Annotated in this window: 11 protein-coding genes, 1 tRNA gene and 5 pseudogenes; 9 read left to right on the top strand and 8 right to left on the bottom strand. The window is 61.3% G+C overall.

Annotated elements, in window-relative coordinates; translation table 11 throughout:
- The first annotated feature begins 360 nt into the window (after positions 1-360).
- From IVA82_RS43125 to IVA82_RS43110, 4 genes and pseudogenes are all read left to right on the top strand, one after another.
- Complete coding sequence (locus IVA82_RS43125; RefSeq protein ID WP_247385551.1) at positions 361-657, top strand: hypothetical protein; 297 nt, start codon at positions 361-363, stop codon at positions 655-657.
- A gap of 233 nt (positions 658-890) precedes the next feature.
- Positions 891-1,289 carry a hypothetical protein gene (locus IVA82_RS43120; RefSeq protein WP_247385549.1) on the top strand — a complete coding sequence of 133 codons (399 nt, stop codon included), beginning with the start codon at positions 891-893 and terminating at the stop codon, positions 1,287-1,289.
- Positions 1,290-2,175: 886 nt separating this feature from the next.
- A complete protein-coding gene (locus IVA82_RS43115; RefSeq protein WP_346658736.1) occupies positions 2,176-2,355 on the top strand; it encodes a helix-turn-helix domain-containing protein in 180 nt (59 codons plus the stop codon).
- Positions 2,356-2,533: 178 nt separating this feature from the next.
- Positions 2,534-2,969 (top strand): annotated as a pseudogene (locus tag IVA82_RS43110) (DMT family transporter).
- A gap of 305 nt (positions 2,970-3,274) precedes the next feature.
- On the opposite strand, the gene IVA82_RS43105 reads toward IVA82_RS43110, so the two are convergent.
- Positions 3,275-4,162, bottom strand: coding sequence for a sigma-70 family RNA polymerase sigma factor (locus tag IVA82_RS43105; protein WP_247385547.1), 888 nt, complete (start codon positions 4,160-4,162; stop codon positions 3,275-3,277).
- Between the two features lie 19 nt (positions 4,163-4,181).
- Positions 4,182-4,485, bottom strand: a pseudogene (locus IVA82_RS43100) (hypothetical protein).
- 263 nt (positions 4,486-4,748) lie between these two features.
- Between IVA82_RS43100 and IVA82_RS43095 the strand changes: the two are divergent.
- Together IVA82_RS43095 and IVA82_RS43090 are read left to right on the top strand one after the other, a co-directional pair.
- On the top strand, positions 4,749-5,651 hold the full coding sequence (locus IVA82_RS43095) for an MFS transporter (RefSeq protein WP_247385546.1): 903 nt from the start codon (positions 4,749-4,751) through the stop codon (positions 5,649-5,651).
- Between the two features lie 6 nt (positions 5,652-5,657).
- Entirely contained in the window at positions 5,658-6,152 is a 495-nt protein-coding gene (locus IVA82_RS43090; protein WP_346658737.1) for an MFS transporter, read from the top strand.
- Positions 6,153-6,437: 285 nt separating this feature from the next.
- Here IVA82_RS43090 and IVA82_RS43085 read toward each other — a convergent pair whose 3' ends face one another.
- The 3 genes and pseudogenes from IVA82_RS43085 to IVA82_RS43075 form a co-directional block, all read right to left on the bottom strand.
- The gene (locus IVA82_RS43085; RefSeq protein WP_247385555.1) at positions 6,438-6,647 is read right to left on the bottom strand and encodes a YdeI/OmpD-associated family protein; all 210 of its coding nucleotides are present in this window, start codon (positions 6,645-6,647) and stop codon (positions 6,438-6,440) included.
- A gap of 425 nt (positions 6,648-7,072) precedes the next feature.
- A pseudogene (locus tag IVA82_RS43080) lies at positions 7,073-7,438 on the bottom strand (porin); the annotation flags it as partial.
- Positions 7,439-7,977: 539 nt separating this feature from the next.
- Positions 7,978-8,331 (bottom strand): helix-turn-helix domain-containing protein, encoded by a 354-nt coding sequence (locus IVA82_RS43075; protein ID WP_247385544.1) that lies wholly within the window; start codon positions 8,329-8,331, stop codon positions 7,978-7,980.
- 272 nt (positions 8,332-8,603) lie between these two features.
- On the opposite strand from IVA82_RS43075, the gene IVA82_RS43070 reads away from it, so the two are divergent.
- A tRNA-Arg gene (locus IVA82_RS43070) sits at positions 8,604-8,676 on the top strand.
- A gap of 18 nt (positions 8,677-8,694) precedes the next feature.
- On the opposite strand, the pseudogene IVA82_RS43065 reads toward IVA82_RS43070, so the two are convergent.
- Both IVA82_RS43065 and IVA82_RS43060 read right to left on the bottom strand, forming a co-directional pair.
- Positions 8,695-9,423: pseudogene (locus tag IVA82_RS43065) on the bottom strand (LysR family transcriptional regulator); the annotation flags it as partial.
- A gap of 196 nt (positions 9,424-9,619) precedes the next feature.
- Positions 9,620-10,099: pseudogene (locus tag IVA82_RS43060) on the bottom strand (helix-turn-helix domain-containing protein); the annotation flags it as partial.
- Positions 10,100-10,186: 87 nt separating this feature from the next.
- On the opposite strand from IVA82_RS43060, the gene IVA82_RS43055 reads away from it, so the two are divergent.
- Together IVA82_RS43055 and IVA82_RS43050 are read left to right on the top strand one after the other, a co-directional pair.
- The gene (locus IVA82_RS43055) at positions 10,187-11,458 is read left to right on the top strand and encodes an epoxide hydrolase family protein (protein WP_256469823.1); all 1,272 of its coding nucleotides are present in this window, start codon (positions 10,187-10,189) and stop codon (positions 11,456-11,458) included.
- 35 nt (positions 11,459-11,493) lie between these two features.
- Entirely contained in the window at positions 11,494-11,862 is a 369-nt protein-coding gene (locus IVA82_RS43050; RefSeq protein WP_247385540.1) for a nuclear transport factor 2 family protein, read from the top strand.
- A gap of 822 nt (positions 11,863-12,684) precedes the next feature.
- Here IVA82_RS43050 and IVA82_RS43045 read toward each other — a convergent pair.
- Positions 12,685-12,993 (bottom strand): DUF736 domain-containing protein, encoded by a 309-nt coding sequence (locus tag IVA82_RS43045; RefSeq protein ID WP_247385538.1) that lies wholly within the window; start codon positions 12,991-12,993, stop codon positions 12,685-12,687.
- Between the last annotated feature and the right edge of the window lie 486 nt (positions 12,994-13,479).

Here is a 13,479-nt window from a genome sequence, read left to right as displayed (position 1 = left end):
GGGCGATGATCTGCACCGCCCACAACCTCCGAAAGCTCGCGCTGGCTGCCGGATGAGCGCCGTCATGTTATCGTCGCGGCCACACCGCGACTAAACAGACAGGCTCCCTAGCTAGCACCCGGCACAAGTTGCTCGCCGGAGACGTCGTTTCCGGCAAGCCGCCAACGACTGCGGCCGTCTGTCGGAACGGGCCGTGCCGATCCAGTGGATCATGCTTAAGAGGTTTCTCGAAATGCTCGGCCAGTTGCGTGCCGAAACCCATGAAACCCTTTGTTGCTCCCCGAAATTTCGAAGTTCCCCACGGAACGGCTGGCGGCGGTTGGGATTGGACTTCTGTCAATCCAAGCGATGGAGACAACAATGACGCGTTTGAAACTTGTGAGCGCGGCCGCGTTGACGGCTCTGATTTTGCCGCTCGCGACCACAAGCCCTACCCTCGCCGCGGGACGCGGACCGGGCTGGTGTACCCCGCCTGGTAATATGGCCGTTGGCGCAGCCGGACCGGCGATGAACGGCGGCCAATTGATGGCGGGCGTCGGCCAATGCCGTCCGATCGCCAACCGCTATGGCTCCTCGGGCCCCAGTTATGGCGCCTACGGATATTATAGCGAGCCCGGCCTGGGCGTGCCGGCCTACGCGCCAGATTACGAGTATTGAGGCGCCTTCTGTCTGTAGCAAGGCCAAACGGCGCGGTCGATGCAGGCCGCGCCGTTTTCGTTTGGACAGCCATTTCTAAGCCGCCTTCAGTTGAACGTCCTATCGGCTTTCTTTGAGGTCAGGAGGGTCTCGGCGGGTGCACCTTCGGATCGGCGCCTGAGAATCCTCGTCAGGTGCACTGTGATCGGAATCCCGGTATTTTGCACAACACTTTTGCGCACGTGGGGGTCTTGATGGCGAAAATATCAATTGGCGATCTGGAAGGTGGCGCGGCGTTGTGCATCTGGTTCGAAGGCGTTCCGTCATTCCACGATGCGACGTTGCGTGAGCCGGAGCTTCGCCAGGGCGCGCCGGGCCGATTTGTCGCCCACGCCTTTCGGATGGACGCCGAGGTCGATGCGCACGGAAACTTCTTGCTGACGAAACATGTAGACGTGACATTCAGCATCTTCGATCGGATCGAAGTCCAGCTGTTCGAATTCACGGAAGCCGGAATCATGTCCGGGCTCGACGTTGAGATCGATCCCGACGGAACGACACTGAGCTTCGATTCCAGCTATGGCGTGCATGGCCGCATCAAGGCCAAGCGAGTCGTCGTCTCGTTCGAGCCCCGGCTGATCGGTTCATCCTGACAAGCCATGCCGCGCGCAAAGGCCGCCCTGCCCGGCCAAATCGGCCGTGGACCGACGCTGAAAATCGTTGCAAAAAGACGCTTCCGAGGCGCTGGCGGCCGGTCCGCCAAGCCTCTAGGAAAACGTCGATATTTGGAAGAATGGTCGGAGTGGCAGGATTCGAACCTGCGACCCCTGCGTCCCGAACGCAGTGAGCATCTTCTAAGTTACTGATCTTTCTTGATGTGGGGACCGTATTGGTCGCGTTCTGTTCACGGTCGTTTCACCCAATTCGTTGCGAATTCGTTGCGGCGTCCTAGACGAGAACGGGGCTTGCGGGAGATCTGAGAAAGTCGGATGCGGGCTGAGACTACGTCCTGGCCGCCGGCAACGTGGCGCCTTTCCAAATGCCTAGTTTAATTTCCAAATGAACAGCCTAGTGGAACGCTCAGTCCAGGAGTTCGCACCAGTGTCTGCCTTGAGCAAACGCCAGAAGCCGCGCGGACCAATGCGTCTCACTGAACCATTGACCGGACGGCGCAGGTTCCTTCTCAATGGACGAGTCGTCGCCGTTGACCCGGGCCAAGGCACATGGATCACGGCGGGGACCCCGCACAGTTCGCTGCCGGAACCGGGGGCCTGCTCTGTTTGAACGTTTATCTGTCCGCGAGCGCATACGCCGCGCCCGAAGTGGTGGCGGAAGCGGTACGATTGTGGAACAGAGCGGGGCACGTGCGCTGTGCAGACATTGCAGACGCGTTACTCGATTGTCAGCTGCTGTCAGATCCGCCCATATTCAATCGCGGGTCTTCTCCAGCGACCGAGCCTGCAGACAAGACAGTAGCCGAGGCCGCAGTGCAGGCCGAAATGAGTCGCGAAGGTTTTTCTCGCAGATTTCGCCGATCGCATGGGCCGATCGCATGGCATGTCCCCCGGCGCCTTCCGGGCGATGCACAGGCTTAACGACGCGCGCGAGCTGCTTCGCCGCGGAGAATCCATTGCTGGCGTCGCGGCCGAGACCGGATTTGCGGACCAAAGCCATCTTGGTCGGTTTTTCCGGAGGGCGTTTGGAATCACGCCGGGATAGTATCGGTCGAACTCGGCGGTCACAAACGTTCCAGACACGTCAATGCGCCACTCCTAGGGTCGGTCCCCAGTCGGGCGGGCGCCTAATCCGAGCCATGGTGGTTACAGCATAGCCAGGATGTGACGCTCACCGGTAATCATTACCGGGGTAAGCCGTGTCGGGATCGTATGGCAATGCCTTGTTTTACTTGCTGGCTGTCGCTGCCGGATTCAGCGTCGCGCTTCAGCAAATACTTAATGCGAACCTGCGGGCAGAATTGGGCTCGCCCTTTTGGGCAGGCTTCGTCAGCTACTGCGTTGGCGTGCGTTTTGGCAATGCTGATGGCGATCCTGGTGTCGCGCGAGGCGCCGCTTTCAGGAGCTATGGTTGCCCGTACCTCTTGGGCCTCGTGGACCGGTGGGCTGTTTGGGGCAATGTTTATCGGGGCCGCTATAGTTGCCGTGCCTCATCTCGGTGCCGCCACAGTTCTCGCCCCGATCGTCGTCGGCCAGATGCTTGGGTCCTTGGCGTTCGACCATTTCGGCTTGCTCGGCGTGCCGCAGCACCCCGCTACCTTGGTTCGACTCGGCGGCGCCGCCCTTCTAGTCCTCGGGGTTGTCCTGATCCGCCTCTAGAGCATGTTGTTTTTTACCAGAATCGGGATTCCCATGGGGCCTCATGCTCGATCAGCACCGGCGAGCGCGCGTCGCGCAAACAGGACGCGAACCGGTCGACCAGTCCGATCGCGGAATCACCTTTGTTGTCCAAAGGGCCCTGCTAGTGGTATCGGTCGCGCAGGGCCGGCGGGGTCGCTCGCATGGTCTGCAGAAGGTTTGCACATTGCCTGCCAAACCCGGATCGAAGGCATTTTTCTTTTCTGCTCAACCTGCCACGGCGTTCTTCTGGTCAAGCGACGCCTGCTCCGATGTGGAAGGCGAGCTCACCCTCTATCCACCACGCACTCCGCACCATCGATAACATAGGCTGCGTGACGAAAATCCCTGATGGTGGCGAGCTTGCCGGCGGACCAGTCGAGAAGCATGAAGTATTTCGCCCGCCCGCTCGCCTCATTCGGATCGAACACCAAGATCGCGGGACGTCCCTCGACCTGCCCCGTCACCAGGTGCCAGTCGCTGACCTTCGAATAATTGCCGAAATAGTTCGCCACCTCGGCCTTGCCTTTCAGCCTGGTGCGGTTGACGAGCTCGAGCCTGACGTCGTCGGCGATCATGGCGCGGATCGCGTCGAAGTCGCGGGCATTGAAATGGCTGACATAGGCGTTGAGCCGCGTCCGATCGGCTTCCGACAGACCCGGCTGCGGCACATCGTCCGGCTCGCCGGCAAACTCGCGCAGCTGCGTGCGCCCGCGATGCAGCGCGGCTTTCACCGCCGGCAGGCTTAAATCCATGATGTCGCAGACCTCGGCCAGCGAGCAGCCGAGCACGTCCATCAGGATCACGCTGGACCGCTGCGCCACCGGCAGCCGCATGAACGTGCGCAGGCTGGTCGCAGCGATCTGGCGACTTTCCACATCATCGAGCTGGTCGGCAATCATCTCCACCTCCTCAGCCGAATGCAGCGCCTCCTGCCGGTTGCGGCGACGCAGGAAATCCAGCGCGGTGTTGTGCGCGATGCGGAACAGCCAGCCCTCCGTATTGACGGGCGTGACCGATTGCAGCGCTTCCATCGCCTTGATCAGCGCATCCTGCAACACATCCTCACCGTCGATGACCGAACCGATCATGCGCGCACAGTAGCGATGCAGTTTCGGCCGCATCCGCGCCACCAGGGCCTCGATATCGACGGTGGTCAGCGGGTCTGGCGCCATTGCTCCTCCGTCTCGCCTGTCAGGACTCGTCCAGCATACGGTAGTTGCCGACGATCCTCACATCACGCACCAGCGGCGGCTCCGCGCAGCGGTCCCGGATGCCGTCCTGGAACGTCTGAAACGCCTTGAGCTTCGGGATCGGGCTCGAGCCGTCCTCAGCCGTCGACAAAATGGATGAAGGTGTCGTCCTCCAGCCGCAGCGTCAGATAGCGCACGCCGTCGGGCCCGGCCGCCTTCAATTCCGCAAATACGGCCGCAACCAGCTCGGCATTCCTGTCGGCCAGCTCCGGCTTGGCCCTGTATCTGATCAACGTCCTTCTCATCGCGCGCTCCCTGCTCATGACGCAGCCTGGCTCGCTCATCGCGCGCCATCTTTCCATTTTAGCACGACCTTCCCGAGAAACGGGTGCCCCGCTCGTCCGGATCAAGGTCGCGCAAATAGCCGCGTCACCCCTAGGACGTTTGCCGGCCGGCGAAGGATGCGGCCCAGGAGAAATTATTCTTGGGCGCATCCTTTGCCACTCGGACCTCGTCTAGCCCGCAGAACGCGCCGCGACAGGGCGGCTCGATACACGGAGAGAGGGCGATGCAGATCCCGACCGATCGCGCCGAGCGAAACTGGGTGCTTGGCGTCACCGCGCTGGCGTCCTTCATGATGGCGCTGGACGCCATGATCATCACGACGGCATTCGCGGCCATCCGCGCCGAATTCGGCAGCCCGGTCGAGACGCTGCAATGGACTGTCAACGCCTTCAACCTGACCTTCGTGCTGCTCCTGACCGGCGCCGCGCTCGGCGACCGCTTCGGTCGCCGCCGCATGTTCGCGGCCGGAATCGCCCTGTTCGTCGTTGCATCGGCCGCCTGTGCGCTCGCAGCCAACGCCACCGCGCTGATCGCCGCCCGCGCGCTGCAGGGCGCCGGCGCCGCGCTGGTGATGCCGCTGGCGATGGCGATCCTGAGCGGCACGTTCGGCCGCGAGGAGCGCGCCCGCGCGCTCGGCATTTTCAGCAGCATCACCGGCTGCGCGCTGATCATCGGCCCCGCCATGGGCGGCTTCATCACCGAACATTTCGGCTGGCGCTGGGTGTTCTGGATCAACCTGCCGATCGGCCTGATCGCGATCGGGCTGGTGCTGGCACGGTTGCGCGAAAGCTTCGGACCTTCCGCCGCATTGGACATCCCCGGACTGTTGCTGGTGGCCCTCGCGGCGCTGGCGTTGGTCTGGAGCCTGTTGCGCGGCAACGTTGTGGGGTGGGCGAGCGCCGAGGTCATGGCCACGCTGATGGCAGGCCTGGTGTTTGCCGCCGGCTTCGTGGTCCGGGAATTGCGTGCGGCCGCGCCGATGGTGCCGATGCGGCTGTTCGCATCGCGCGCCCTCGCCGCCGGCATGTCCGCAAGCGTCCTGTTCTACGCTGCGATGTATGGCCTATTGTTCCTATTGCCGCAGTTCCTCCAGACGACGCTGGGCTTCGACGCCTTCGGCGCCTGACTTCGCCTGCTTCCCTGGACAGCGACGCTGTTCGTCACCGCCCCGATCGCCGGCGCGGTCGTCAACAGGCTCGGCGAGCGGCCGCTGGTGGTGACGGGATTGCTGATGCAGGCGATCGGCCTTGGCTGGATCGCCGAGATCGTCAGCCCCGCGGTTGCTTACTCCGCCCTAGCCGCGCCGTTGGTGCTGGCCGGTGTCGGCGTCTCGATGGCGATGCCGGCAGCACAGAACGCCATCCTGAGTTCGGTCGCGGTGGCCGAAATGGGCAAGGCGTCCGGCATCTTCAACATGGGCCGCTTCCTCGGCGGCATGTTCGGCATCGCCGCGCTGGTGGCGAACTTCTCGGCCCATGGCGGGGTCTACTCGGCCGCGCATTTCGAGAGCGGATTTGCTGCGGCGGTGAGCCTCGCCGCAATGCTGTCGCTGGCCGGCGCGATTGCGGGGCTTTTCCTGCCGGCACGGCGACTGATCGCCGGCGCAGCCGCGACGCAAGATGCGTGACGCTTGCGACGACCGACCGTCATGGCGTACCACAAGCGCTATTCCTGCCGAGGCAGATGCACGCACTTCATCTCGATCCGCATGTATCGGAAGATGACTGGAAGCATTGGGCGTACGCTCGCCCTGATCGATCATGGTACAGCACTTGCTACAGGCAGCTCATATTCGCAGGGCGGGATTGTTCCGCGATTCCGGATCGATCCAATTGCAACCGGACGTCAGCTTGGCGATGCCCCCCAGCAAGCCACCCGAATCGCACCGCATTAATCAACCGGCCGATGCGGATCACTTCCTGCTCGGCCGGTGTGGCATCCCCATGTACACTCCTCCTTTCGCAAGCTCGTCCATCATTTGGTTGACGCGCTTACGTCGAGTTTCCGGGCGCAGCCCGCGCGCAATCCAATGCAGATAGTCATTGCGCTGATATGCAGGCCTTTGCCTGAAAGCCGCCGTTAAGTCTGCCGCCTTAAGCTCCGCACGCAAGGAGGCGGGCATGTGAACCAAGGGCCGTTTGAGCATGTCGTAACCTTCCGATCCGAGTGAGATGCCAAAATCAGCACACCTATTAGGCGATCACAAACGATAATTCTGCATTGATCGGAGCGTTCATTCGGCCAAACCGCCAAGTCAGCCCTCGACTATGATTTCTTCGGTGGCTGGAGAGGCATCAACGACGGCAGGAATTCGACTGTTAGGCGAATGCGTCAGAATTCACAGTCGAATCGCTCACCATTGTTGATATTGACTGGCCGCAAGAGGCGTCAAAGGGCGCATGCCTGTCGGTCAGCTGCGAAACATGAGCGACCCGCCTGCCAAGCAGCCATCGCACAAGTGAGAGCCAGAAGGTCGGATTGAGGCTCACGACGGCGAGACGACATCCCGGGTGTGCTTAGGGGTGAATGTGAGTTCGAAGCGTCCGGCAGCACACCGTGCTTGGTAGCGGTACGCGTATCGACGTCAAAGTCGTGGCGGGACCGCGTGGTGTAGTAGTAGTTGTTCAGACGGTTATTAGCAGCACCGGCACCGGCAAGGTTGGGAGTATAGTCGCCGTTGGCACCAAGGACCGTATCGGCGCGAAAATAGCAGCTGAACTTAAGACACGTATCGGCGCCTGGTATGTAGTAGAAACCGGCACCATACAGCGGGCAGATCTTCACGTATTCGATCGCCTTGGCCTTTACGGGAAGATCGGCAGCCTGCGCCCCACCCGCCAGGACCAGCCCGCTGCCAAGCTCGGGAGCAAGCTCTTCAACATCTTCACTTCTAAAACCTCCAAGTTGTTGGATCCCAAACAGTTGGCTCAGCCATTTCGAAAACCGACTGTTTTCCGCCCCAAATCATTTTCGACCTACAGGGCATCATCGATCGAGTGCCAGCTGATCGACTTGAGTCAGCGAGCGTCTCGCGCGAACTATTTCGTTCGTCGCGTGATGACGTTGACACAGTTGGCAAACGGCGCGCTAACTCGGTACGGACCGGACAGACGGCGCGCGCGCAACGTAGCCGCGCGCGGATGAGCCGGTGTTCGATAAAGTCACAGTGTCGGCTTTCGATTCCACCGCCTTATCCTTTTGCTTTGCGTGATTGTGATATCCGCGCGGTGCGCTCGTCGGAATTGCGATGGAGATCGGGATCGAGCCGACAGTCCGTTAGCCCACCGACCATGGTTTCGTGGCTGCGGTGATTGAAGATGCTTGTGGCTTCGGCGATCGAGAAGCACGCGACCGGTCGATAGCCACGCCCGGCCTTATCCGCGAACCAATAATTACAAATGTTGGAACCTTCTGCGCTACGCTTTCCAGCGTCGGCGAGGACGGTCGTTTTGCTAGGCGTTAGCTTCGATCTCCGTCCAAAAGCGGACGCCGAGCTCTCGGCCATGGATGTCGCCCCAGTCGTACAACGCTTGCAGCGTGTTCGCCAGCTCCCGCCCCCGGTCACTCAATGTGTAGCGTTCTTTGCCGTCAGCACCGGCCTCCAGTATGACGAAGCCGACTTCGGTCATTTCCGCCAGCCGCTGAGTCAGCATCTTTTCGGACAGAGACGGGATTGTTCTACGCAAGTCCGAATACCGCATGGGCTTTTCTTTGATCCGCGCCAAGATCACCGTCTTCCACTTCCCGCCAAGCACATCAAGTGTGAACTCGACGGGGCAGCCATAAAGTCTTCCGCGTTGCGTCATGAGTCTAGTATAGCCGCCGCCGGCTGGCTGCGGAAGGTGGAGCCAACATGGTCTGGACAAGAGAACGGCGACGTGCGCAAGAAATACAATCCTGCCTGCGTTCCCAGCTCGCTATTGGCATCTCTAATCTGACTGCGTCGGGCTGAAACCGCGCGCCGAGTGATTGAGGCGTTGCGCTGACATGCAGATTGAAAGAGGGTAGGAAACAAGAACTTGGTGTCGTAGCTTCATTCTCGTCGGAACCTCGCGTAAGCACTGCGTAAGCAACAAACGCACGCGTAGCTCAGCTGTATGAGCGCTGCCCTCCGAAGGCAAAGGTCGTACGTTCGAATCGTATCGGGTGCCCATGCACGCTTCGCACATGAGGCTGACGCCGCGGCCTGCGCCGACCAAGCTCTTGATGTTCTCGGGACTGACATCGTGCCTGACGACGATGGGCAGTTCACCCGGCGAGGAGAACTTCGCCACGAGGATGTCCTGGATCTCTGGACCGGGATCGCGCTCGCTCAGCAGGAAACGCTCACGCCTGAGATCCGTCCAGTAGATGATCTCGTTCGCGGCAAGTGGGTGATCTTCAGGCAAGGCAACGATAATGCGCTCGCTCCACAAGACCATCGAGCGATTGCTATCCGACGCCGGCTCTCCCGTGACGACTGCGATATCGACCGTGCCGTTTTGAATCCCGTCGAACAGGCGTGAGCGAGATCCTTCGATTGCGTTGATCGCTACCTGGGGAAAGCGGCGGCCAAACTCGACGAGACTGGCCCGGAGATTGCCGGCAGAAAGCGAGGTGTAGAAGCCGATCGTCAGATATCCGGCCTCGCCGCGACCGACCGCCTTCGCTCCGTCGACCACGGTCTGCAACTCATTCAAAACCCGGCGAATGCCATTGACAAAGTCCCGGCCCGCCGCAGTTGGCCTGACGCCGCCGTTTGTCCGTTCGAACAAGGCGATCCCGAGCTGGTCCTCCAGATGCTTAACTCTCCGGCTCAGATTGGATTGCTTAAGGGCGAACAACTCTGCCGCCTTGCGAAACCTCCCACAGCGCTCCGCCGCTTCAGCGTATCGCAGATGCTTAAGCTCGATCGTCACGTGAATACTCGGTTCCTGGTACTGAAAGCTACGTAACGAAGAAGCGCACAGACCGCGCCGGCGTGGTCTGCCGGTAAATCGATCGCAGAGTTTACTTCCGTTGTTCTTGTCTCTCCTTCGAGGGATGCCCCTGGCTCGCGCAAACTGAATTGCGCTCTAGCGTCTCCGGTGTGGTCGTCGACCGGCTAACAGAATCGAAGGCGGCCTGGAGCCGCTCCATTACGGACGGCCCGTTTCCTCCCGACCGCTTTGTGCCGCCGAGATGTCGGTCGCGAAGTTCGTCCATGAAGGCTTCCCACATAACGGGACCGCCGTCGGCGAGGAGACGCGCCCGAATTCCCAGTTCGTCGGTGACGGGAAGGTGCTCCACGCCCCAAGCTCCGATCTGAGCGAGGACCGGGAGCAGGGAAATGCCTTGCTCCGTCAGGCTGTAGATCGCCTTCTGCTTGTGGGTCGGGTCGTCAGTTTTGGAAAGAATACCGCGCTCGACCAAGACTTTCAGCCGCGCGGCCAAAATGTTGGACGCGATGCGCTCCTCGGATTTGGTGAGCAATTCCCGGAAATGCCGCCGATTTCCGAACATGATGTCGCGGATGATCAGCAGGCTCCAGCGGTCGCCGAGTACCTCAAGGGTCAGGTTGATCGGGCAGCCCGACTTGAAATCCCCCCGCACCATCCACCTCCACTTCAAGAGCAGTTGCATTATGCCATTAGAATTGATATCCCTCAACCGATTGCATAATGCAACCGCAGGGAGGAAGGGATGATACGGGCTGAACTTGATGTGCTCTTCGAGCTGCAAGCCTTGTCGCGACGTAGCTTCCTGGGGTCCGTCGCGGCGAGCGTCCTGGCCGGCTTGTCGCACAACGCGGAAGCTCAGCCGGCACCGGACCTGATCAAGCCGTTCCGGTTTCATGCGTCCGAAATGGCGCTCGATGATCTTCGAAGCCGGCTCGTGCAGACGCGTTGGCCTGAGCGAGAGACTGTCTCGGGTTGGACGCAGGGCGTCCCCGAAGCGCGACTAAGATCCTGGATTGACTATTGGCGCAGTGCCTATGACTGGCGTCGCTGTGAAGCGAGCTTGAACCGCTTCGACCAGTTCCGCGCCGATATCGACGGCCTCGGGATCCACTTTCTGCACGCCCGGTCGCCGCATGCAAGAGCGCTGCCGCTCATCATTACCCATGGGTGGCCGAGTTCGGTTATCGACTTCCTGAAGGTCGTCGGCCCACTGACAGATCCCGTCGCCTACGGCGGCGACGCGGGCGATGCGTTCGATGTCGTCATCCCATCGCTTCCCGGCTTTGCATTTTCGGATAAGCCGGCGGCGTCCGGCTGGAATAAGGAGCGCATCGCACGTAGCTGGGCCACGCTCATGTCGCGCCTGGGATACGGTCGCTATGTTGCTCAAGGCGGCGATTGGGGTGCCTTCGTCACGACGGCCATGGCCCAGCAACGGGCTTCCGGCCTGGCCGCTATACATCTCAACTTTCCGCAGGTGATCCCCGACCAGATACCATCTGAACTCTCTGCGGAAGAACGCCGCGCCCTGGACGCCATGGCTGGGTTTCAAAACGATGCCTTCGGCTACTTCACGATGCAGTCGACGCGGCCTCAGACCATTGGCTACGCGCTCGCCGACTCGCCGGCCGGCTGGGCGGCCTGGCTCTTTGACATCTTCCGGGTTGCCACAGACAACAACGGCGATCCCGAGGGCGCGCTGACGCGCGACGAGATGCTCGACCAGATCACCCTGTATTGGCTGACCAACACCGCAGCGTCCTCCGCCCGGTTCTATTTCGAACAGCGCGCGCTGGGGCCAAAGAGCAACGCCGGCGTTGTCGATCTGCCGGTCGGATGCAGCATCTTCCCCCACGAGGTCTATCGCGCGCCACGCAGCTGGGCGCAGCGCATGTATCCCAATCTGTTCTACTGGAACGAGCTGGATCGCGGCGGTCACTTCGCCGCTCTCGAACAGCCGGCGCTCTTCGTCGAGGAGATGCGCAACTGTTTCCGCCCACTGCGCCAAGCGTGACATGGATATTTCGTACCTTGAGAAGGAGGCCTTCAATGACCCAGCAATCGAGCTTGGCGGAGACGGTCCGCCGCTATTATCGCGCCTATGAGACAAAGGACCGCGAGGCGATCGAGGCGCTTCTTACCCCCGACTTCCGGTTCTCAAGTCCGTTGGACGATCGGATCGACCGGGCAACCTATTTCGACAAATGCTGGCCGAATAGCGAACGCACACAGTCGTTCGACATCAAGCGGCTATGGGAACAGGATGGCGAGGTGTTCGTCCACTACGAGCTCCGACCAATCACCGGCGAGTCCTTTCAGAACGCTGAACTCCTTATCGGCGACGGAAACCGCATTCGCGAGGTGATCGTTTTCTTCGGCCGCGGACGCGGGACGGTGGGGGACAATGCTCAAGCCTGAAGTGGGTTGAAATGTCAATGCCGGTGCGCCGGGTTCAAACGTTCGCGCTGCATCCCCCGCCCAGAAGCCACTTTCGGCATGTCGGCGCGGTAGCAATGGCGTTGTTCGTTTTCGATCCGCCGCGATGCGTGAGCGCCTTTTCTTAAGAGCCCTGAAGCTCAACCAAACACTGAGGGTGTCGGGCAGGCACACTCAGGTGAATATGGCGCAGCTCATCCATGAACGCGTCGTGGCGATCCGCCGTTCTCCAGGAGTTCAGCGGGCACTCCTATCGCTTATAATTGGACAAGTGTCCGTGATCACGATGCCGCCTCGGAGCTCGGGGCTGGCCCTCTGGCCCACGGTCCCTGGCTCAGCCACAGCCCGGAGAGACATCACCCATCGAATGACCCCGCTTTCAGAAAGCAGAGATACTGACGTTCGAAACAAGGATTGCGATCGTTGTCAGGCACGATCTTGCTAGTGGCAGAAGCTCAACATTACAGCGTTTCCTCGTGAGCGGTATCGTCGGGGCGTCTCCCGAGATCAAGGGCAAGGGCGGCCGGAGCGGAGGGGGATCACCCGCCTGACAAGGGCGCGCTCGATGAGCGCGCGTCTGCACCGCCTTGACGACTTTGGTCGTCATGAAGATCCTTGGCGCGGAAGACCGGGGATACCGGTCCGGCCGGCACGCGCAGCGTACTTCACCCTTGCCCGCGCGAGGGCGGAGCCCTTAGCGATTCACTTCCAAGAAAAAATGCTCTTCCTGCTTCCCTGCAAGGGCGCAACAGAAACGCAAAAAGCCCCGCCTCCGGAGGAGGCGGGGCGGATGATCCGGATGGATCAGTCGCCGTTGCGGCGGGACCAGATCAGGGTGAAGCCGTCGTCACCCTCGACTTTCACCAGCGAGGCGTAGATCGGCGCCGGCAAGCTCGGATCGTCGAGCTTGACCGAGAGGTATTCGCGTTCGGTCTCGCGGGCGGTCTTCTTCCAGGCGGCGCCGAATTCGGTGCCGGCGAAGATGCGAAAGTCGGGCGCCTTGTCGTTATCCTTCTCGGACGGGGCGAACCTTGCCTTGATGTTGAGCGTCAGCGTCTTGATCGAGCCGACGTAGCCATTGTCTGAAGCGGTGAAGGTGCCGATCGTAGCCATGGTAATCTCCGTTAGTTGCTCGGGCCGCGCCCATCGCGGCCTCGATGGCGATCCTTGGCCCGGGGAGCGATCGGCCCGCAGCCGTCAGGCCCGCAGCGCAGCGGAGGACGGCGTCAGCCTGCTTTTTTGTTTTCCGCGAGGAATGCCGCCCCCTTGCGGCAGGGGAAAAAAGCAGGCGTAGCCGTTGCGGGAAGGCGATCGAGGCTCTTGCCGTCCCTCGGGCCTGATCAGCCCATTCGAGGTTGCGTTGGACGCCGCCCATAAACTGACGGAGACCACCGTGGCTGCCGGCATTCAAGCAGCACAACGACCCGGCTTGATCGGTCGAACACACGCTGACGCCCGCGCACGAACGGCGATAAAGACGCGCGAGGGGGAATGATGAGCGACCAATTCCGCATTTTGTCGTGGCGCATCGAGACGCCGCTGGAAGAGGCCCCCGCTGAAAGACGATCCGAACGGCGGCAGTCATTTCGATTGGTCAAG

Origin of the sequence: Bradyrhizobium sp. 142 (assembly GCF_023074015.1) — a bacterium.
In the GTDB taxonomy this organism is placed as follows: Bacteria; Pseudomonadota; Alphaproteobacteria; order Rhizobiales; family Xanthobacteraceae; genus Bradyrhizobium.
This window is presented reverse-complemented; position numbering and strand designations above follow the sequence as displayed.

Coding starts and splice junctions, on each gene's coding strand:
- IVA82_RS43125 (WP_247385551.1), top strand. CDS start 361: ATGACGCGTTTGAAACTTGTGAGCGCGGCCGCGTTGACGGCTCTGATT.
- IVA82_RS43120 (WP_247385549.1), top strand. CDS start 891: ATGGCGAAAATATCAATTGGCGATCTGGAAGGTGGCGCGGCGTTGTGC.
- IVA82_RS43115 (WP_346658736.1), top strand. CDS start 2,176: ATGGGCCGATCGCATGGCATGTCCCCCGGCGCCTTCCGGGCGATGCAC.
- IVA82_RS43105 (WP_247385547.1), bottom strand. CDS start 4,162: ATGGCGCCAGACCCGCTGACCACCGTCGATATCGAGGCCCTGGTGGCG.
- IVA82_RS43095 (WP_247385546.1), top strand. CDS start 4,749: ATGCAGATCCCGACCGATCGCGCCGAGCGAAACTGGGTGCTTGGCGTC.
- IVA82_RS43085 (WP_247385555.1), bottom strand. CDS start 6,647: ATGCCCGCCTCCTTGCGTGCGGAGCTTAAGGCGGCAGACTTAACGGCG.
- IVA82_RS43075 (WP_247385544.1), bottom strand. CDS start 8,331: ATGACGCAACGCGGAAGACTTTATGGCTGCCCCGTCGAGTTCACACTT.
- IVA82_RS43055 (WP_256469823.1), top strand. CDS start 10,187: ATGATACGGGCTGAACTTGATGTGCTCTTCGAGCTGCAAGCCTTGTCG.
- IVA82_RS43050 (WP_247385540.1), top strand. CDS start 11,494: ATGACCCAGCAATCGAGCTTGGCGGAGACGGTCCGCCGCTATTATCGC.
- IVA82_RS43045 (WP_247385538.1), bottom strand. CDS start 12,993: ATGGCTACGATCGGCACCTTCACCGCTTCAGACAATGGCTACGTCGGC.